Annotated in this window: 18 protein-coding genes; 11 read left to right on the top strand and 7 right to left on the bottom strand. The window is 62.0% G+C overall.

Going from position 1 to position 20,077, the window contains the following annotated elements; all coding sequences use genetic code 11:
• Nucleotides 1–34: 34 nt before the first annotated feature.
• From AC3ANQ_RS19195 to AC3ANQ_RS19165, 7 genes are all read left to right on the top strand, one after another.
• Nucleotides 35–1,333, top strand: coding sequence for an ABC transporter substrate-binding protein (locus AC3ANQ_RS19195; RefSeq protein ID WP_488302508.1), 1,299 nt, complete (start codon nt 35–37; stop codon nt 1,331–1,333).
• Between the two features lie 75 nt (nt 1,334–1,408).
• Nucleotides 1,409–2,413, top strand: coding sequence for a carbohydrate ABC transporter permease (locus AC3ANQ_RS19190; RefSeq protein ID WP_488302507.1), 1,005 nt, complete (start codon nt 1,409–1,411; stop codon nt 2,411–2,413).
• Between the two features lie 2 nt (nt 2,414–2,415).
• On the top strand, nt 2,416–3,318 hold the full coding sequence (locus AC3ANQ_RS19185; RefSeq protein WP_488302506.1) for a carbohydrate ABC transporter permease: 903 nt from the start codon (nt 2,416–2,418) through the stop codon (nt 3,316–3,318).
• The gene (locus AC3ANQ_RS19180; RefSeq protein WP_488302505.1) at nt 3,315–4,250 is read left to right on the top strand and encodes a sugar kinase; all 936 of its coding nucleotides are present in this window, start codon (nt 3,315–3,317) and stop codon (nt 4,248–4,250) included. The genes AC3ANQ_RS19185 and AC3ANQ_RS19180 overlap by 4 nt, the downstream gene beginning before the upstream one ends.
• A 77-nt stretch (nt 4,251–4,327) precedes the next feature.
• A complete protein-coding gene (locus tag AC3ANQ_RS19175) occupies nt 4,328–4,966 on the top strand; it encodes a bifunctional 4-hydroxy-2-oxoglutarate aldolase/2-dehydro-3-deoxy-phosphogluconate aldolase (protein ID WP_488302504.1) in 639 nt (212 codons plus the stop codon).
• A 129-nt stretch (nt 4,967–5,095) separates the two neighbouring features.
• On the top strand, nt 5,096–5,362 hold the full coding sequence (locus AC3ANQ_RS19170; protein ID WP_488302503.1) for a hypothetical protein: 267 nt from the start codon (nt 5,096–5,098) through the stop codon (nt 5,360–5,362).
• 118 nt (nt 5,363–5,480) lie between these two features.
• Nucleotides 5,481–6,158: an HAD family hydrolase gene (locus AC3ANQ_RS19165; RefSeq protein ID WP_488302502.1), complete on the top strand. Its 678-nt coding sequence runs from the start codon at nt 5,481–5,483 to the stop codon at nt 6,156–6,158.
• Between the two features lie 428 nt (nt 6,159–6,586).
• On the opposite strand, the gene AC3ANQ_RS19160 is transcribed toward AC3ANQ_RS19165, so the two are convergent.
• From AC3ANQ_RS19160 to AC3ANQ_RS19130, 7 genes are all read right to left on the bottom strand, one after another.
• The gene (locus AC3ANQ_RS19160) at nt 6,587–7,711 is read right to left on the bottom strand and encodes a LacI family DNA-binding transcriptional regulator (protein WP_488302501.1); all 1,125 of its coding nucleotides are present in this window, start codon (nt 7,709–7,711) and stop codon (nt 6,587–6,589) included.
• A gap of 209 nt (nt 7,712–7,920) precedes the next feature.
• The gene (locus tag AC3ANQ_RS19155) at nt 7,921–9,396 is read right to left on the bottom strand and encodes an MFS transporter (RefSeq protein ID WP_488302500.1); all 1,476 of its coding nucleotides are present in this window, start codon (nt 9,394–9,396) and stop codon (nt 7,921–7,923) included.
• A gap of 64 nt (nt 9,397–9,460) precedes the next feature.
• Nucleotides 9,461–10,306, bottom strand: a complete 846-nt coding sequence (locus AC3ANQ_RS19150) for an enoyl-CoA hydratase/isomerase family protein (protein WP_488302499.1) — start codon at nt 10,304–10,306, stop codon at nt 9,461–9,463.
• The gene (locus tag AC3ANQ_RS19145) at nt 10,303–11,934 is read right to left on the bottom strand and encodes an acyl CoA:acetate/3-ketoacid CoA transferase (protein WP_488302498.1); all 1,632 of its coding nucleotides are present in this window, start codon (nt 11,932–11,934) and stop codon (nt 10,303–10,305) included. Before AC3ANQ_RS19145 ends, AC3ANQ_RS19150 begins: the two co-directional genes overlap by 4 nt.
• A gap of 98 nt (nt 11,935–12,032) precedes the next feature.
• A complete protein-coding gene (locus AC3ANQ_RS19140) occupies nt 12,033–13,082 on the bottom strand; it encodes a LacI family DNA-binding transcriptional regulator (protein WP_488302497.1) in 1,050 nt (349 codons plus the stop codon).
• A 136-nt stretch (nt 13,083–13,218) separates the two neighbouring features.
• Nucleotides 13,219–14,202: a LacI family DNA-binding transcriptional regulator gene (locus tag AC3ANQ_RS19135; protein ID WP_488305372.1), complete on the bottom strand. Its 984-nt coding sequence runs from the start codon at nt 14,200–14,202 to the stop codon at nt 13,219–13,221.
• 97 nt (nt 14,203–14,299) lie between these two features.
• Nucleotides 14,300–15,106: a sugar phosphate isomerase/epimerase family protein gene (locus AC3ANQ_RS19130; RefSeq protein WP_488302496.1), complete on the bottom strand. Its 807-nt coding sequence runs from the start codon at nt 15,104–15,106 to the stop codon at nt 14,300–14,302.
• A gap of 360 nt (nt 15,107–15,466) precedes the next feature.
• On the opposite strand from AC3ANQ_RS19130, the gene AC3ANQ_RS19125 reads away from it, so the two are divergent.
• The 4 genes from AC3ANQ_RS19125 (at nt 15,467) to AC3ANQ_RS19110 (ending at nt 20,038) form a co-directional block, all read left to right on the top strand.
• Nucleotides 15,467–16,210: an SDR family NAD(P)-dependent oxidoreductase gene (locus AC3ANQ_RS19125; protein ID WP_488302495.1), complete on the top strand. Its 744-nt coding sequence runs from the start codon at nt 15,467–15,469 to the stop codon at nt 16,208–16,210.
• A 546-nt stretch (nt 16,211–16,756) separates the two neighbouring features.
• A complete protein-coding gene (locus tag AC3ANQ_RS19120) occupies nt 16,757–17,911 on the top strand; it encodes a dihydrodipicolinate synthase family protein (RefSeq protein WP_488302494.1) in 1,155 nt (384 codons plus the stop codon).
• Nucleotides 17,912–18,002: 91 nt separating this feature from the next.
• Nucleotides 18,003–19,214, top strand: a complete 1,212-nt coding sequence (locus AC3ANQ_RS19115; protein ID WP_488302493.1) for a glycerate kinase — start codon at nt 18,003–18,005, stop codon at nt 19,212–19,214.
• Nucleotides 19,211–20,038 carry an aldo/keto reductase gene (locus tag AC3ANQ_RS19110; RefSeq protein WP_488302492.1) on the top strand — a complete coding sequence of 276 codons (828 nt, stop codon included), beginning with the start codon at nt 19,211–19,213 and terminating at the stop codon, nt 20,036–20,038. The genes AC3ANQ_RS19115 and AC3ANQ_RS19110 overlap by 4 nt, the downstream gene beginning before the upstream one ends.
• Nucleotides 20,039–20,077: the final 39 nt, after the last annotated feature.

Genomic DNA, 20,077 nt, shown 5'->3' with positions numbered 1-20,077 from the left:
TACCCGGCGTCTGACAACCCAAAGGAGAGTAGTCATGCGTTCTTCCAACAAACTCAAGGTTTCGCTGGCCGTAACGGCGGCGGTAAGCCTCATTGCAGTGACCGGATGCTCAGTCAACCAGCCCGCCGGAAGCTCCGGCGCCGCCGGCGGCACCGGCAAACTGGAAATCACGTCATGGTGGACTTCCGGCTCCGAAGCTGCGGCACTGAACGTACTGATCGACGGCGCGCAGAAGACTTCCCCCGGACTGTCCGTGGACAACGCAGCGGTATCGGGCGGTGGCGGAGCGAACGCCAGGCAGGCCCTGGCCGCACGGCTGCAGGCGGGAAGCCCGCCGGACTCGTGGCAGCTTCACCCGGCAGGTCAGCTAAAGAGCTACGTCGATGGCGGCCAGGTTGCGGATCTGACCGACTTGTGGACCCAAAATAACTGGGCAGCCCAGATGCCCAAGGACGTGGCCGCCGCCCAGCAGGTCAACGGCAAGTACTACACCGTTCCGATCGGCGTCCATCGCGGCAACGTCCTATGGACCAACCCCTCCGTGCTCTCCAAGGCCGGCGCAACAATTGACCCCACCGGCAACGTTGATGCCCTTATTAGCAACCTCAAGAAGGTCCAGGCCGCAGGGATCACCCCCGTATGCCTGGGAGATAAGGACATCTTCGCCTCCGCCGAACTGCTGGAATCGATCATCATGTCCAGAACGGGGGCAGATAACTGGAAGAAGCTTTTCACCAATGAGTATTCCTTCGATGCGCCCGAAGTGAAGCAGGCGCTGGAGGACTACAAGACCATCCTTTCCCTGTCCAACAAAGACCACTCAGCCATCACCTGGGACGAAGCAGTGAAGAAGATGGCAGACGGGAACTGCGCAGTGAGCCTCATGGGCGACTGGGCCTACGGCGAATTGCTCAACGCCAAAAAGAACCCCGGCACCGACTTCGCCTGGGCGACCTTCCCGGGCAAGGAAGACGTCTTCGACTACGTCGGTGACGGGTTCTCTATCCCGGCAAAGAATATTCCGCACGCAGATGCGGCCAATGCTTGGCTGAAAACGCTGATGGACCCGAAGATTCAGACCGAGTTTGCGGCCAAGAAGGGCTCCATCCCCGCATTGACTACAGCTGACATCTCAGGTCTGTCCCAGTACCAGCAGCAGGCGGCCAAGAGCTTCGCCAAAGCCTCGGTTGTTTCCTCCCTCGCCCATGGGCAGGTCACGACCGCAGAATTCGCCCAGACGTATGCCGACGCTGTCTCCACCTTCAACGGCAGCGGAAACGTTGCTGCTTTCACCGCCAGCATGACGCAGGCGCAGAAGAGCCAGCTGAAGTAGCCGGCACTACAACCAGGTCGCAACGGGTGTGGCTGCGGCCCCGCAGCCACACCCCCGGACAGGATCAGTTCACTCATGACAACCTCAACAGCACCTCCAGCGCCGGCAAGCCCCTCACCCCGGTCCAAGAAACAAGTACCCCACAACGTGAAGACGTCCCGACGGGCCGCGTGGATCTTCGCGCCCAGCCTGCTGGTCAGCTTTGTCTTCGTCTACGTCTTCATCGGTATCACCGTCTACATTTCCCTCTCCAACTGGAAGATCGGTACAAGCCCGGATCTGGCACTACGCCAGCCGTTCGGGGGCACCTATGGAGAGATCGTCCAGGAACAGCGCTTCCAGGCCGATATCCGCAACGTCGTGATCTTCACGGTCGTCTTCCTGGTTCTGGCCATCCTCGGCGGACTCGTGGCAGCCCTCTTCATCCACCATGTCGCGGTAGGCAAGGGCCTGTTCCGGACAGTTTTCCTCCTGCCCTACGCCCTGTCCTTCATCGTCACCGGTGTCGCCTGGCGTTGGATCTTTTCTCCCTCCACCGGTGTCAACGAAATCCTGCGGAGCCTAGGAATCCAGAACCCGCCGGGCTGGACTACCGACACCACCGTCCTCGGGGCCTTGAACGACCCCACGGGCACCGACTTCCTGAAGGTCCAGTTCGGTATTCCCGTCGCCCTGCTGCCCATCATCTTCGCCGCCGCATGGCAGCTCGTAGGCTTCGCCATGGCCATGTACCTGGCCGGTCTTGCCTCCATCCCGGAGGAATACATGGAGGCAGCAAGCGTCGACGGTGCCAACACCTGGCAACGCCTGCGCCACATCGTCCTGCCCCAGCTGTGGCCCTCCACCATCACCTGCTTCGTGCTCCTGCTTCACGTGGCGTTGAAGATCTTCGACCTCGTCATAGCAATGTCAGGCTCCGGCCCCGGATTCGTCACCGATGTCCCCGGCATCTACATCTACAACTACCTCACCAGCCGCTACGACAAAGCCTCAGCGATGGCGATCATCCTGCTCCTGCTGACGCTCGTAGTGATCGTCCCCTACCTCATCCGCGGCTACCGGAAAGAGCGGAAGGCATAGAAATGGCCGTCGAAACACTTCAACCGACCACGCCCGCCGGCGAACAACGCCGCCGTTTGGCTCCAGGGGCCCGCAAGCCCCGCCCGTGGAGACTCCCCAAGACCCCCGGCGGCTGGATTGTCCTTGCGGTCTGCGTCATCGCCACCCTCGCCATGTTCATGCCCGTCTATGTCATCATCTCCACGGCCCTGTCAGGAAGCACCGGTGCACCCAACTTCTTCCTCGCCTTCCCCGACGCACCAAGCCTGGACGCCTTCAAAGGGGCCTGGACGAAACTTCACGGATCCCTGATCAACTCACTCCAGATCACCATCCCCGCCGCGCTGGTCTCCTGCCTGTTGGGCTCGATCAACGGCTACATCCTGTCCAAGTTCCCGTTCAGGGGATCCACCGCGCTGTTCACGGTCCTGCTCGTGGGCATGTTCATCCCGTTCCAGGCCGTCATCATTCCCGTCTTCCAGTTCCTGAACATGCTGCACCTCCAGGGCAGCATCGCGGGCCTTATCGTGGTGCACATCATCTACGGCATCCCGATCACCACGCTGATCTTCCGCAACTACTACGAGGGCATCCCCAGCGCCATTGTCGAAGCTGCAGCCATTGACGGAGCAGGCATCTGGAAGACGTACTTCCTAGTGATGCTCCCGCTGTCCGTGCCGGGCTTCGTCGTCGCAGGAATCTTCCAATGCACCAACATCTGGAACGACTTCCTCTTCGGCTTCATCCTGGCTTCTCCCGCCGCCTGGCCCGCCACCGTGACGTTGAACAACCTCATCGGCACGACAACCGTCAACTACTCTGAGCTCATGGCCGGTGCAGTCCTCGTTGCCGCGCCCACGGTGCTGCTCTACCTCGTCCTCGGCAGGTTCTTCGTCAGCGGCCTCACGGCAGGTGCGGTGAAATGAAGTCCTTCGATGTGTTGTGCGTGGGGGAGACGATGGCCGTTGTCACCCCCGCGCAAGGACAGCCATTAAGCCTCGCTAACGAATGCCTGTTGGGATTCGGCGGAGCGGAGTCCAACGTCGCCGCCCACCTCGCCGAATTCGGCTACCGCGTCGGCTGGGCCAGCCGCCTCGGCCTGGATCCCTTCGGCGACCGCATCCTCGAGGGTCTGGGCGACCGCGGCGTAGACGTCGGCATGGTCGTCCGGGACCACACTGCCCTCACGGGCGTGTACTTCAAAGACCCCGATCTGGGCAACGGAGCCCGGACGCTCTACTACCGCGCAGGGTCAGCGGCCTCCCGCATGTCACCGGGCGACTCACGCGCATGGCCCCTGGAACAAACAGGATGGATCCACACCAGCGGAATCAACGCCGCGCTCTCGGACAGCTGTTCAGCACTCACCGAGCATCTCCTCGATCAGGCGCCTGCCAAGGGCTACAAAGTCTCCTTCGACGTCAACTACCGCTCCGCCCTGTGGGGCGTCGACGTCGCAGGGCCCCGCCTGCTTGAACTGGCCAGCCTATCCACCGTTGTCCTCGTCGGGCTCGACGAAGCAGAAACCCTGTGGGGCTGCTCCACCGCCGAAGAGGTGTCCGCGCTCCTACCGGGAGCCCGGTATCTCGTCATCAAAGACTCGGCAAACGAGGCGGTCGAATTCGTCCGGGAACACAACCAGGAAGAACGTATCGTCCGCGTCCCCGCCAACCGGGTCGACGTCGTCGAGCCCGTCGGAGCAGGCGACGCCTTCGCCGCCGGCTACCTCGCAGGACTTCTCCGCGGAGACGAATCCGAGGACCGGCTCGCCCTCGGCCACTCCTTCGCAGCCTGGACGCTGGGCACCCGCGCCGATTTCCGCCCCGGCCACGGATCCAAACCCCGCAGCTACAGATAAACCCAGAACCATGCGGGGGCCAGCTGGTCCCGCAGCGGGCGAGAACACATCTCGCAGTACCGAGGAAAGAGAACAACATGGCACACACAGTCCTCGACAATTGGTTTGATAACGACTTTTTCCAAGTCCCCGTCATTGCCGTCCTCCGGGGTCTCAGCCCCGACCAAGCCGTCAGGTTTGCAACCCGGGCCTGGGACGCCGGCGTCCAACATGTCGAAGTCACCATCGAAACTCCCGAAGCCGTCCCCTCACTCGCAGCCGTGGCAAGCGCAGCAGCAGAACGTGGCGTCGCCGTCGGAGCCGGCACCATCATCCGAATCGAACAACTCGACGCGGCAGCATCCGCCAACGCATCGTTTACGGTCTCGCCGGGACTCGATGAAAGTGTCATACAGGAAAGCATCCGACGCGGTGTCCCCCACTTGCCCGGAGTGGCCACGGCTAGCGAAATCCTGCGGGCGAAAGCGTTCGGCCTAACCTGGCTCAAAGCGTTCCCCGTATCCGTCCTGGGCCCCGATTGGGTGAGAGCCATGAAGGGGCCCTTTCCCGACGTTCGTTTTGTAGCCACCGGCGGCATGAAAACAGCAACAGCGCGCAACTACCTCAATGCCGGAATCAGCGTCGTCGGTTTGAGTTCAGACTTCTCTTCCGACGAAGGGGCCGCTGCGGTCCGCGAACTCCTTGCGTCAATCCAAGGGAACACCAAAGCGGTGTAAATCCCGCCCGCACGCTTGGGGGTCCTTCGGGGCATCTCCACACCGGAGGACCAGTCGCGAAAACCCTCGTGCACGATGTTGGCCGCTGCACGGTTAATTGTCAGCCCGACCAAAGACGGAGTCACAGAAATGACGGCATTCCACCCTTCCCAGGACCCATTCGCCAGCGTGGCCACAGCTCATCTTGGACAAGCCTGCAAGACAGGGCCGGGGGAGTGGGTAGCCCTGGACAACTATGGTCAGCCGGTTGCGACCATTTGGACGCCATACCTGGGCCGTCCCGACATCTTCAGGTGCGACCCTCTGCCCAGTGCCTGTTACATCGATGCCGTAGAAGCAGACGACTTCTCAATCGTCCTCGACTACGCACTGAATAACTTCACCAGCGCGCACTGACTCTCTGGAGGTTCGACCGGACAGTTGTCTGCGCAATAAGGCTGTCGAACCGCAGAGTCCTTATCCATGACACCTTTAACGGACTACACCGCCGGAAAGACCTAGGACAGACTTCGCCATGGATTCAAGCAACAGCGACGACCTTCAAGCCGTTCTTTGGGATATGGATGGCACCTTGGTCGACACCGAGCCGTTCTGGATGGCCGCACAGCACGAGCTGGCTCTGAACCATGGCGTGAATTGGACCAACGATGACGCCCGGTCCACAGTCGGACAAGCCATGGATGTATCCGCGGGGCTACTACAGGATCGCGGGGTGGAGCTGTCGGTGGATGAGATCATCAATGACCTACTCAATCGCGTGGTGGCAAGGCTCAAAAACGGCATCCCTTGGCTCCCCGGAGCGGAAAGGATCCTAGCTGAACTGGCCGCGGCACATATACCGTGCGCACTAGTCACTATGGCCCATAGCCCGGTTGCCACCCGCGTAGCCTCTTCAGCCCCTATCGGGACGTTCCACGCCATCGTGGCCGGAGATGACGTTGCGAGGGGAAAGCCCCATCCGGCACCGTATCTGGCGGCTGCAGAGCTCTTGGGCGTCGAACCCACCCAATGTGTTGCGGTGGAGGACTCGGTGAATGGAACGACCAGCGCCCAGGCCGCCGGCATGCAGGTTGTCGTTGTCCCAGGAGTAATCCCGCCTCCGGCTGCAGCCGGCCGTCACTTCGTTCCTTCACTGGAAGCCCTATCCGTGGACACTTTCCGAAACGTACTCCGTAAGCCCACGGCGCAATGACCACACATCCCTGGAACCCCGAAGCCCTCCAGAAAGAACCAAGTTGAAATCCTCCGCCCGGAAAGCGGCTGAACAGGCGATATTCCGGGCGATCTGCTGCCCGGCCGCGTTCCGGATGACCCGCTGCGAGCGTAAAATCCCCTGCAATCCAGGGCCGCCGGGCCCAGCATAAGGGGAACGGAATCAAAGCCGTCGAATTCGCAGCGGATGCCATTCGCCGGTTCAGCTTGACGTAATACCGCTCTTGGTATGGATGGGTTGGCTGCCTGCCTCCGGGGCGGCAGTCAACCGACGAGATGGCTTGCCCCCGAGACCTGAATTCCATCCCGGCGTGGAAGGGAGCCGGGATGTCATGGGTTCGGAGCACCTGCGGCGGTTCGGTGCTCGATGCTGGCGGTCTTCGGGCCCCGAGGCAAGAGCAATCAGCATCAGGAAAGCGTCAAAGCTCCTTCGAGCATCCCGGCACGCGGCAAGCAGTCGGCCGTTGAGCCGTCGACACGCAGCTTAGACAAAGCCGCGCGCGAGAGGACGACTTCCCCTTCGATGGCCAGTGTGATGTCAGCGTCGGCGGCTTCTCCGACTGTCGCGATGCGTCCGATCCGTTCTAAGGGGAGCCGCACAGTCGACAGCGCCGGCCGGAAGTCGCGCAGTAATTCAGTACCGTCAAAGCCCGCAATTGAGGCATCGCGGAGAATGCGGAGGCCCGCGGAGCGCAGCGCGGCCGCGGCTCCGATGGCCATGACGTCGTTGCCTGCGAGGATGCAGAGCGGTGCTCCCGGTGTTGAAGCCGCCCGCGACTTGATGTCGCGGCACAGGTCGAGTCCGGCGTTGTAGCCTCCGCTGCGGTCGAAGCCTGTGTGCACGACTTCGGCGGGTGGCATTCCGGCGGCTGCGAGACCGCGTTGGAATCCACGGACGCGGTCATCTGAAGTAAGGAGCCCGTCCGGTCCGGCGATGATGACGAAAGCTTGGGGAGGGCCAGCGGCGAGCTTGTTCGCTAGCTCGGCCGCGAGTTCCTCGTTGGGCAGCGGCACCACGTGGTAGCCCTTAGCGGCTTTGGCACCGATGACGGGATGCCCGACGACGCCGACCCGTCCGCCATTACGGCAATACCGGTCAAGTTCCCTGGCCAGTTGCGCGTTGTCCTGCCGGTCTTGGGGGCGGTTGAATCGGGAGCCTGCGATCACGATGGCATCCGTCCTGTGCGCAGCAAGTGCGGCTACGGCCGCAAGCTCACCGGTAGGCGTCCCGTCAGTCGTAGCGAGAAGGACCACTTTTTGTTGCTGATTGGCCGCGTCCTGGACTCCGCGCGCGATCGCGGAAAAGTATGGGTCGGCGATGTCGTGAACGATCAGTCCGATCAGCCCCGAAGTGGATTTTGCCAGACCTTGTGCTTGTGCATTGGGGATGTAACCGAGGGACTCGGCTACGCGCTGCACGCGTCTGGTGATGTCCGGGCCCGGGGTCCGGGCGGAGCCGTTGAGGACGCGTGACGCCGTTGCGGGGGAAACGCCGGCCAAGAGGGCGACTTCGGCCAGTGTACATACAGCCACGGGTTCCTCTTGTCGGGATTGTAGATGGCGGATCGGTTACTGCTGGAACCGGCGATCGTGCTGAAATCGCACCGTCGCGTTGAGGCGGTGAACAGCCGCGTCCGGCGGTGGTCATCGAAGAATGACCACCGCCGGACTCGGAGCCAGGGAATTTGTCCGCTCTACGAAGATGCGGGCATGTTTAAGGTGCGCTCCTGGCGACCGGTTTCCTACACGGCCGACTGCGCCGTGTAGTCGGCTTTGTGGTGGCCTTCGACCGTAGCGGGCTCGTCGATGGCGTCTTTGATGCTGTCCAGATCGCGACCGATGGTTTCCGGTGTGAAGAAGGTGGCCACGATGGTGATGACTGTCAGGAGTGACAGGTACGCGGCGATCGGAATCCATGCTCCCAATCCGGCCCCGGCGGTCTTGGCTCCTCCGTCAGCGGATACGACCAGGGAGATGATCCATGCACCGATAAGGGGTGCTACGCCGCCGGAGATGACTGCCGAGATTTCGCGTGCGACGGAGACTCCGAGGTATCGCTGTCGTGCGCCGAAGAGTTCGGACATGAATGCGCTTTGTGATCCGAACATGCCCCAGGTGCCGATGCCGAGTCCGAGGGAGATAACGATGATGGTCAGGACGGTGTTTCCAAGGCTCAGTACGTACCAGATGGGGAATGCTGCGACGAGCTGGAAGATGGCGAAGCCGCGGTAGGTCCGGACGCGTCCGAAGCGATCCGAGAGCTTCCCGGCGATAGGCACGATGATCGACCCGAGGGTTGCGGCGAACACCAGTGAGAGGGCGCCGATAGGTCCGGTCACGCCGACGGCTGCGCTGGTGACGTAGGCAATGGCGAGGGCCTGGTAGATGGAGGAGGATCCGTTCTCGGCCATTCGAAGCCCGATGCCGCGGAGGAGTGTCCTGCGGGAGTTCTTGATCAGTGTCCGGACGGGCTTTTCCGCGATCATGTGGTGTGCTTCAAGCTTTTTGAAGGTCGGAGATTCCTTGAGCTTCAGTCGGATGAAGATGGCCACAATCAGGATGACGATACTGGCCAGGAATGGCACCCGCCAGAGCCATGTCTCGGTGATCTTCACAGTTTGGTTCGTGTTGATCAGCACGAAGTACACCAGAGCTGCCGCTACCGTTCCGACTTGTACTCCCATGAAGGGCAGGGAAGCCCAGAACCCGCGTTCCTTGCGGGGCGCGTATTCGGTCATCAGGATCGATGCGCCGGCCATTTCGGCGCCGGCACCGAGTCCCTGGAGGAGCCGGAGGAGGATAAGAAGGACGGGTGCGAAGATGCCGGCGCCTGTGTGGAACCAGTCGCCTGGGGCGCCGTTGTAAGTGGGGAGGACGCCGATGAGTGTGCTGGCGCCGCCCATAAGGCAGATGGTGGTGACCAGGACGAATTTCCGGCCGAGCTTGTCACCGAGCCGGCCGAAGATGACACCGCCGAGCGGGCGGATGGCGAATCCCAGGAAGTAGGTGCCGAAGCTGAGGATCAGTCCGGTGCTGGGGTTGCTGCCGGGGAAGAAGAGCGGGCCGAAGATCAGTGCCGAGGCAAGGCTGTAAAGCGCGAAGTCGTAGTACTCGAGGGCGCTGCCCAGCGAACTTGCCCAGGCGGCCCTGCGCAGGTCGGCGCGGGTCACCTGGGTTTGGTTGCCTGGGGCGTCTTTAACGTCATCGTTAATTGACATTTCTTTACCTATCGTGAGTGGCAAGGGGTCTTGCCGTGGGGTGAACCGTTGATGGTCTGGGCCTCTAGTGGCCAGAGAACACGGCGGGTTTCTTCTCTCGGAAGCTGGTCATTCCGTTTTGGAAATCCTGGGTTGCGGTGGTGAATCCGCTGGCGATCGCTTCCAGGAGTGCTGAATCGGCCCCTTGGGAGGCGGCATGGATGAGCTGTTTCGCGGTTTGCTGCGCTATTGGTGCGCCCTTAAGGATGTCGCTGACGAGGGCATGCACGGATTCGTCCAGCGAGTCGGTTTCGGCCGTCTCGGTTATGAGCCCCCACGCCAGAGCGATGTCGGGCGCGATTTGCCGGCCGGTCAGGATGAGTTGCTTGGCTCGCCCTTCGCCGACCAGTTTCGTGAGGCGTTCTGTCCCTCCCCATCCGGGGATTGTGCCGATGGTTACTTCGGGCAGGCCAAATCTTGCGGTGGGCCCGGCAACCCGGAAGTCGCAGGCGAGTGCGAGTTCCAGGCCACCGCCGAGGGCGGGTCCGTCGATGACGGCTATGGTGGGCTGGCTGAGGTTGGCCAGTTGCCGGAAGATCCGGTGGCCTTCCTTGATCCAGGTCTTCCACATTTGGATGGGAGTGAAGGCGGAAAACTGATCGATGTCGGCGCCGACGCAGAAGGCTCTGTCGCCTGCGGTTCGCAGGACGAGCACCCTGGCGTCGGATCCTTCGATTTTTTTGAGGGAGGCTTCGAGTTGGGCCAGAAGCTCAAGGCTGAGGGCGTTGAGTTTTCGTGGCCGGTCAAGGGTTAGCGTCGCCACTCCTTCGGCGCTGATTTCCAGGTGGATGGTTCCCAGGGCCTGGTCGTCCTTCGGGGCCGGCGTGCCGGGATTTTGCTTGGATCCGGGAATGGATCGGGTGGTTTTCATCGCTGCCCCACGTTCTGCAGTTTTTCAAGACGTGAATGTGTGGCTACCTCGGGGAGTTTGAGGCCCATGGGTTCTGCGGCAAAAAGGGTGGCATCCATGGTGGTCAGGGCTCCGCTGACCAGCAGCGGGAAGTCCGATTTGGCCAAGACATCCTTTTCCAGGTCTGCACCCGGTGCGATCTCGGTGACGGTCAGCCCCTCGGGGCGGAGTTCCAGCACGGCGCGTTCGGTGATGTACTTGACCCTTCGGCCGTCTTCGAGTGCCAGCTGTCCCGAGAAGGTGATGGCATCGACGTTGTTCACGAACTTTGTGTGTGGACCGTCCTGCCGGATGATCAGCTGTCCATCCTCGATAACGATGTCCTTCCGGCCGGCAGTGAAGGAGCCCACGAAGACGATGTCCGATGCTGCGGAAGTGATGTCCGCGAAGCCTCCGACGCCTGCAGTGACGTGTCGCCGCTTTGGCAGGCTGTGCACGTTAACGTTTCCGTACCGATCGATTTCAAGGAAGGAAAGGATAGTGCGGTGGAACCCTCCGCCTTGGAGGAGGGTGAACTGGTCAATGCTGGGCATAATGGCGTCGGGGTTCTGTGAAACACCGAAGACGAAGTCAAGAAGTGGTACGCCGCCCACGGGGCCTTGTTCGAGGACCCAGCTGACTTCCTGGGGAAGGTTTTCTTCCAAAAGGATGTGGGGCACAAGGGCGGCGACGCCGAACCCGAGGTTGACGGTTTCCCCGCTCTGCAGTTCGCGGCTGGCCCGTCGGGCCATAACCTTTTCCAGCGAGAAAGGCACAGCGGCGAGCGTGCTGAGCGAGCGGCGTTGTTGCCCCGAGATAGCCGGGTCGTAGACCGTTTGGGTGGTCTGCAGCTGATCGGGTGCGTGGACGATGGCGTCTATCAGGATTCCAGGCACTCGCACGTCACGGGGGTTAAGGGTGCGTCCCTCAGCGATCCGCTTGACCTGGGCGATGACGATGCCGCCGTTGTTGTGCGCGGCGTAGGCAAGATCCAGGGCGCCGAGCATCGATGCTTCTTCTTCGAATGTGAGGTTGCCGAATTCGTCTGCTGTGGTGGCTCGGATGATCGCGACGTTGGGGGTGATGGCTTCGAAAAAGAGCCATTCTTCGCCCTTGCGCTCGGTAAGTTCCACGATGGCGGCCGGGGTGGTGGCGTTCATGCGGCCGGCTTGGTTGCGGGGATCAACGAACGTCCGAAGCCCGACCTTGCTCATGACACCCGGTTGGCGGGCTGCGGCGGCCCGGTGCATCTGGTAGATGATCCCGGAGGGGAGGTTGTAGGCCTCGACCTCGTCTTTTTCGATCATTTGCCAGATCAGCGGCGGCTCTGAACTGGAGGGGCCGGATGGATACGAGCCTGCAATGACCCGGCGGAGGAGTCCTGGCAATGCCAGGTGGTCAATGCCCTTGATTCCCCACATGTCCCCGGCGGCGATGGGGTGGATGGTCGTCAGTCCACTTGGGCTCGACGTTTCGCTGTGGCGTTCCCCGATGCCCTTCAGGACGGCGTCAGGGCAGCCAAGACCCGAGGATGAATTGACGGAGATTATGTCTCCGTCGTTGATCAGGTCCGCTGCCTGCCGTGGGGTGAGAATCGCTTTCTTGTTCATGTTCCTTGCTTCTTTCGGACGCGACAACATCAGGCCCCCGGGATCGGGGTGGCCAGGATGTGGGTGCTGTGAAGCCGACTCGGTCGGCAGTAAGAGAGTTAGTTCGAGGTGTTCCGGGGTCGCCACGACGCAGTCGAGGCGCGGATCCGCAGTTCCGGGGTGACCAGAATGTGCGGAAGAGTTTGTTCCTTGTCCCGCTGTGAGGGCCGGGCGTCGGTGATTCGTTGCAAGATAAGTTCGGCGCACTTTTCGCCGATGGTGGCCGGGAAGGTCGCCACCGTTGTCAGCGGCGGGACCTGGTGCGCGGACCCGGGAATGTCATCAAACCCTGCGACGGCTACATCCCGTCCGGGTTCGAGACCCCTGGCATTGAGCTCGGCGTAGACGCCAGTCGCGGTCACGTCGCTGAAAGCGACGATGGCGTCGGGGAGCGTTCCTCTGTCGAGCAGTTCCGCGGTTGCCTGCGCTCCGCCCGAAGCCGTTGTGGGGCTTGAGTAGCGTTGCGGAGGGGTGAACCGGGCGGACGAATCCGCCAAACCGGCGCTTAGGCCTTCGGCGCGTTCCAGGCTGGCCGATGTGCTTCGGGGGCCACCGATCATTGCCACGTTCTTCGTGCCAATGGCGGCAAGGTGCCGGCCCAGTAGCTCACCGGCCAGACGGTTGTCCGCACCGACGTAGTCATGCTGAAGTCCGAAATGCCGGGCCAACAGGACCAAGGGCGTGCGGCTGGCCTCCAACAACTGATCGATGTTCTCTGCCTCGGTTGCGGCCGCGGGCAGCAGCACCAATCCGTCAATGCCTCTTTCCAGGAGTCTGGAGATCAGCGCATCCTGCCTGCTGACATCATCGCGGCTGTAGCAGACGAACAGGGCGTAGCCGTGGGCGTAGGCCACATCCTCCAAAGTCATTGCGAGTTCCGCAAAGTATGGGTTCCGGATTTCTGTGACGACGAGGCCCAGTGCCATGGATTTTTGGTTGCGGAGGGACGCTGCCCGGCGGTTGTACACGTAGCCAAGTTCGGCCATCGAAGCACGGACGCGTTCCTTGGTAGCTTCAGGAATCTCAGGGCTGTTGTTGAGAACCAGCGATGCCGTGGAACGTGAGACGCCTGCGTGAAGACTTACGTCCGCAAGTGTTGCTCGTGCCATTGCTGCCTCTCTTCTCAAGTCTGCTGTGACTTGAATTACCAATAACGATGCTACACGCTTTCACTGGACCGATCCAGTAAAAGTTTAAGATTCTTCATTGGAAGGCCGAAGAAGGGCTGAAAAACCCTGAAAATACTTACTGGATCGATACCGAATGGATCGCTGCAGGGGCGGTGGAATCCCGCAAAATGAGCTCAGCGACCGCGTAGTGCACTTCCGTCGTTGACGACCCGCTGAGCCTCTGGGACAGCAGCGACCATGCAAGATCGCCGAGCTCCTGGGTGGGGCTGTGGACGGTTGTGAGGTGGGGCTGGACGTGGCGCGCGATGGGGATGTCATCAAAACCAGTCACGGACATCTGCCCCGGGACGTCGATACCCAGATCGCGCAATCGTGAAAGGGTGCCCACCGCTGCCAGATCGTTGAAAGCGACGATGGCCGTCGGCTTGGACTCCAAAGCGCGGTCGACGGCCTCATAGGATGACTCGATCGTTCCTTCAGCCTCCACCCGCACTGCTTCAAGCCCCATGTGCTGGGCGAGCTGGATGCCCTTCCACCGCTCTTGGTCCTGCCACGAAAGCGCTGAGCCGGACAAATAGACGATCCTTCGGTGGCCTAGGCCGAATAGATGTCCACAGAGCTGCATCGTTGCGGCCATGTTGTCCACGGCGGCGACAGGAAGGTCCACGCCCTGCTCAACGCGGTTGACCAGCACGGTAGGGGTGTCTGTGCCAGCCAGCTGCCGGAGCCCCGCCGCGTCGATCCGCGAGGACAGCAACACAAGCCCGTCCACCTGCGGCCTCAACTCAAGTGCGGTTGCCCGCTCACGGTCGGGATCTCCGTAGGAACTGGCCAGCAGTACTCGATATCCCTCTTCGGTTGCCCCGCGGGTGATCTGATCAACCACGTGGAAGAAGTAGGGGTTCGTCATGTCGGGCATGATGATGCCGATGTTGCGCAACGAGCCGATGGACAGGCCGCGGGCGGCCGCGTTGGGCTGGTAACCCAGGGTCTCGACGGCGAGCCTTACCCGCGCTTCCAGATCCGGTGCGACCGATCCTGTGTGGGAGAGCACCCTCGAGACGGTTGCGGTCGACACGCCAGCTTCCTTGGCGACCATCTTGATGGTTACACCGGTTTTTACGGCCTGTCGCTTCCGTTGACGCACGCTTTCCGCCATGCTGACTCCTCAACCTTCTTCGCCACCAAGTGGACTTCTATATTTCGGCAAACCCGCGCAGGGCAGCTTCGGTCGCTTTCTCAAGCGGTTCTGACCACCAACGGTCGCTCAGGACCTCGACTTCAATGAGTCCCTCGTAACCGGCGCCGTCAGCCCGGGACACGAAGTCCTTCAGGTCAATGACGCCTTCGCCGGGCATGCCGCGGCTGCTCAACTGGCCAGAGATTGGTGTGACCCAGTCACAAACCTGCACGGAGAACAATGTCTTGCCGGCCCGCTGAATTTGCGCCGCCATGGATACGTCCCACCATACGTGATAGGCATCCAAGGCGATTCCGAGGTTCGGTGCGCCGATGCGCTCCACCAGGTCATTCGCTTCGGTGAGCGAGGTGATGGCTGACCTGTCTGCGATCATCATTGGGTGCATCGGTTCGATAGCGAGCCGAACGCCTGCCTCCGCGGCGTACGGGGCAAGCTCGCGGAGCCCGCTCTCAATCTGTTCGCGCGCTCCCGTCAGGTCCTTGTCCGGGGCGGCCCCGCAGACCATGACCAGGCATTCGGCGTCCAGTTCATGCGCTTCGTTGACCGCTCGGCGGTTGTCGGCGGCGATTGAGGCTCGCCTGGAGGCTGTGAGTGCGGGAAACATGCCGCCACGGCAGACGCTGCTGACGCGGAGGCCCGCGTTGCGCAGCCTCTTCGCTGCGGCGGCGGCCCCGGACTCTGTATAGGCGTCGCGCCAGAGAGCGAGTCCGGGCACGTTGTGGGTGATGGCAATGTCGATCAGCTCCTGCAGGCGAGCTGACCGGAGTGTAATGGAATTGATGCTGCAGCGATCAAGGTTCACGTCAGTTCACTGATTCTCTCTTGTTAGATATGGGCGCGGAGTCCGCCGGAATCAGCCCGGCGTCGTCCCTTTGGTAGATGCAGGGATTCGGTTGGTGCTGAGACTAAGCCGGTGCTCTCCGGAAGGATCATCGCTTTGGGATTGGCTGCGTTCCCGTCTGGATCAACCGACTCCTTCAGTATGTAACCGGTTTCTGAGAGTGGTGTACTTTCAAGGCTAAATGCACAAATACAAGGATATTTTGCAAACGATCGATCCGCAAGGCTCTTGTAACCGATTACTTTGTATGGTGTCATTGGTGAGAAGCAGGCGCTCTGCCTGCACCGAAGCCAAACCCAAGAAGACAGAAATGGACCACTCGTGAGCGCCCATCAGAATGAATTTTCAGGCCGCACAGTCGTCGTTACGGGGGCTTCCGGAGGGATAGGATCGGTCATCGCCGGGGCTTTTCATGACTTGGCCGCCGATGTGCTTCTCATTGATGCGGATCCCCGCGTGCAAGAGACCGCGGAAACCATGGGCGCCCGGTGGATGGTGGGGGACCTCAGGGACCCCGAAGTCGCCCAGAAGGCCATCGATGCGGCCACTGGCGAGGCAGGGAACTTGGATGTCCTTGTGAACGCCGCCGGTGTCCAACTGCGCAAGGAGGCCATCGACGTGGGCGAAGACGAATGGCAGCGGCTGCTGGATATCAATCTCTCGGCCGCGTACCGCCTCACCCGTGCTGCCGCCGGCCCGCTGGCACGCGCGAACGGATCGATTATCAACATCGCCTCCATGGCTGCTGACCGGGTGCTGCCGCGGATTGTCCCTTACGGAGCGACAAAGGCGGCCCTAGTTCAGTTGAGCCGGGGTCTGGCCGTAGAACTCGGCCCGGCCGGTGTGCGCGTGAACGCAGTTGCTCCTGGATACATCAGCACGCCAATGACGAAGGAGAACTTGGCCAAGCCTGAAGTTCTCGAGCCGATCATGACCAGGCTGCCTCTCAAGCGACTGGGCACCGCTTCGGAAGTCGCCGACGTCGTTGTCTTCCTGGCCTCCGACGCTGCCCGTTACGTGACCGGAGCCGTCGTCCCGGTTGATGGCGGCTATTCGCTGGCCTAACCGGCTCTTCCGCGCACTGCCCTGCATGCCGGCGTGCACCCGGGACCAGCATCAAAGACTTCAGGGAAAAGATGACGCACAGTTTGAACGCGGCGATCGGCCGTATCGGCACCCATGAATCGACGGCGTACAGGGGCATGACGTGAAGTTCAGAACGCAGGTTGTTCCTGGTGAACTTGTCGACGTCCGGCACGGATCCCGTCGGGTGGGCTGCTCACGCGTAGATGACATGACGGGCGATGGCAAAGTGAGTTGGCTCGTGGACACGGTCACGGGTTGCAGGACACTGCATCTGGATACTGACGGACTGACGCGCATGCCGTGGACGCACTTCATCAGCAACCGTATTCCTGAAGCGCTGGGATACATTCCCGGTGGCAAACGAACGTGGCAGCGGCATCAGGCGCCGGCTGTCCTCCCCGCAGGGCCGGCGATGCTGCTGGCCAGCACACCTACCCCCTTTGGAGATGAAATGACAACGGAACTGCCCATATCGCGGATCATTGAGGATGCACGTCGTGCTGCATCATTGCGGGGGGTTGCACTATGAGCAGCGCACTCCTCATTACCGATCACGGACTGACGCGCCAGGAGTTACGGGAAGCACCCGCCTACACGAAGCCCTCCGAGCCGCTGAAAAGCCGAACCGCCTATGCCGCGGCACATGTAGTCCCGCAGCAGCTGGGAGACAACGTACCCGGGGCCCCGGCCGATATCGACTGGGACAGTACCCTTCAATACCGTCACCACCTGTGGTCCTGGGGGCTTGGGGTCGCAGACGCCATGGACACCGCCCAGCGGAACATGGGACTTGATCCGGCGGCCACCCGCGAGTTAATCAAACGCAGCGCAGCGGAGGCCCGCAGCGTCAACGGCGCACTTGTCGTGGGCGTCAACACCGACCATGTAGAGGACGAGGTCATCGGCCTCGACGCGGTCATCGATGCCTACGCCAGCCAGTTGCACTTTGCCGAGGAACAGGGGGCGGGCGTGGTGTTGATGGCCAGCCGCCACCTGGCACGAGCTGCAGTGGATGCCGCCGACTACCGCCGTGTCTATTCGGAAGTACTTTCCCGGGCCTCCCGTCCCGTCATACTGCACTGGCTCGGGGCCGCCTTCGACCCACTCCTGGATGCCTACTTCGGATCCACGGACTTCCAGAAAGCGGCAACGACGGCCCTTGACATCATGGCCGATAACGCAGACATGGTCTCGGGAATCAAGATGAGCCTGCTGGACGCCCGCAAGGAAATCCATGTCCGTGAACACCTGCCGGCAACGGCGACCATGTTTACCGGCGATGACTTCAACTACGTGGACCTGATCGCCGGCGACGCCAACGGCCATTCCAACGCATTGCTCGGCGCCTTCGCCGCCCTTGGCCCCTCCGCCTCGGCGGCCCTGCAGGCACTGGATGCCGGAGACCGCGATTCCTACCACCGGATCCTAGGGCCCACGGAAGAACTGTCGCGGAAGATCTTTGAATCCCCGACATACCACTACAAAACCGGTGTCGCATTCCTGAGCTGGCTTAATGGTCACCAGGCAGCGTTCAGCATGATCGGGGGACTTCACGCCGCCCGAAGCCTGCCCCACCTGTCCGAACTCGTCCGTCTTGCCGACGCCGCCGGCGCACTGGAGCAGCCCCGGCTGGCGGCAGAGCGGTGGAACCGCCTGCTCGCACTCAATGGCATCAGCTAGCCATAAACACTGAGCGATTCACTCAGATCTCCACATGCGCCGTGGCGCTGACTTCCCTTTCTTTCCCCCGACAATCCCGAGAGGACTCCTCGTGCGTGTACTGATCGCCTCGGACAAATTCAAACATTCCCTGTCCTCCGACGAGGTCGCCCGGCATCTCACAAGCGGCCTCATGGCCGGGCGACCAGACTTGACGGTGGATTCCATTTCGATTGCCGACGGGGGAGAAGGCACGGTTGCAGCGGCAGTATCTGCCGGATTCACTGCCCACGTCGTCACCGTGAGTGGACCGACGGGTGTGCCAGTGAAAGCCACCCTGGCCATCCGTGGCCACGAAGCGGTCATTGAGGTCGCCGCAGCGTCAGGTTTGGCCTCCCTTCCCGGCGGGATGCCCGATGCGCTGGGGGCGACCAGTCTGGGGACCGGGCAGCTGATTCGTGAGGCCCTTGACCACGGCTGCACGCTCATATACATCGGGGCAGGCGGCAGCGCATGCACCGACGGGGGAGCAGGACTTCTCGCCGGTCTGGGAGCGAAATTCCTGGACTCCCGGGGGGAACCCCTGAGCCAAGGTGGAAGCGCGCTGGCGGATCTGGCAGCTATCGATTTGGGCGGCCTGGATCCAAGATTAAGGAAGGCGCGGTTCGTCCTGGCCAGCGACGTGGACAACCCACTGCTCGGGGAACAGGGGGCAGCTGCCATTTTCGGGCCCCAAAAGGGGGCCGCTCCCAGCGAAGTGGAGCTCCTCGACCGCGCGCTGACCCGGCTGGTCCAGGTCCTCGAGGAGGAAATTGGCTCACGGGCAGTCGCCGCAGCGAAACATGCCGCCGCCGGTGCAGCGGGTGGTATCGGGTATGCGGCCATAGCTGTTCTCGCCGCCCGCGTCGAGCCCGGCGTCGAAGTTGTAGGACGGATGGTTGACCTGGATAGCCGGATCCGTGGCGCGGCCCTTGTCATCACCGGAGAAGGCAGTCTGGACGATCAGAGCATGGGCGGTAAGGCGCCGCTCGGCGTCGGCCAGGCAGCCGCCAGGGCGGGTATCCCCGTAGTCGCCGTGTGCGGACGGACGACCCTCCCTGACCGGACGCTCAGGGCAGCCGGATTCATCCGAACGTTTGCGCTGGCAGATATCGAACCCGATCTCGCCCGCTGCATGTCACATGCGGGGGCGCTCCTGGAGACCATAGGAACGACCGTCGCTGCAGAAATGCTGCCGCTTGATCCGCCAGAGAACAGGCCGGACGGATACCTCAAACCCAGCCCCTCGTCGACGCGACGCCCGACATCGGGAGTAATCGCATGACACCGTCTCCAACAGCCGAACTCGCCAACGGCGTCCAGATGCCTCTGTTGGGTCTGGGCACCTGGCCGATGGACAACGATGCCACAGCCTCCGCCGTGAAAACTGCCGTATCCAACGGCTACAGGCTCTTCGACACCGCCGAAAGCTATGGCAACGAAGCCGGTGTCGGCGAGGGCCTGCGGCGCAGCGGAATCCGGCGCGAAGAGGTTTTCATCACCACAAAATTCAACAAGGAATGGCACGGCGGGGGCGGCGTAGCACGGGCATTTGAAGCCAGCGCCAAACGGCTGGGCGTGGAGTACATCGACCTGTTCCTCATCCACTGGCCGGCCCCCGCACAGGACCTCTACGTCGAAGCCTTCATTGGCCTCGAAGCTCTGCTGCGGGAGGGCAAAGTCCGCTCGATCGGCACGTCCAACTTCAAGCCGGCACACTTGCAGCGCCTCTTTGACGCCGGCCTGACGCCTCACGTCAACCAGATCCAACTCGACCCTGAACATGTGCGCGCTGACGTCCAGGCTCTCCAAAGAGGGAAGCGAATCATCACGGCGTCCTATAGCCCTCTAGGCAGGGGCGGAGCGTTCCTCAGCCACCTTGCCGTCACGGAAGCTGCCGCCAGGCATTCTAAAACCCCCAGCCAGGTTGTCCTCAGATGGCATACACAACAAGGCATAGCCACAGTGGCAAAGTCCGCAGACCCGCGACGGCAGCTGGAGAACCTCGACATATTCGATTTCGAGCTGACCGCCGAAGAAATTCGCCGCATAAATGCCCTCGACACCGGAGGGCCGGCCCGGCTCGATCCGGATGAATACGCACACTGATACCGGACAAGGGACCCCAAGGCGGATCCGCAATGTCCG

It is taken from the genome of Arthrobacter sp. DMZ02-1R, from assembly GCF_057747935.1.
Note: the sequence above shows the minus strand (reverse complement) of the source record. Positions and strands in the feature narration are given on the sequence as shown.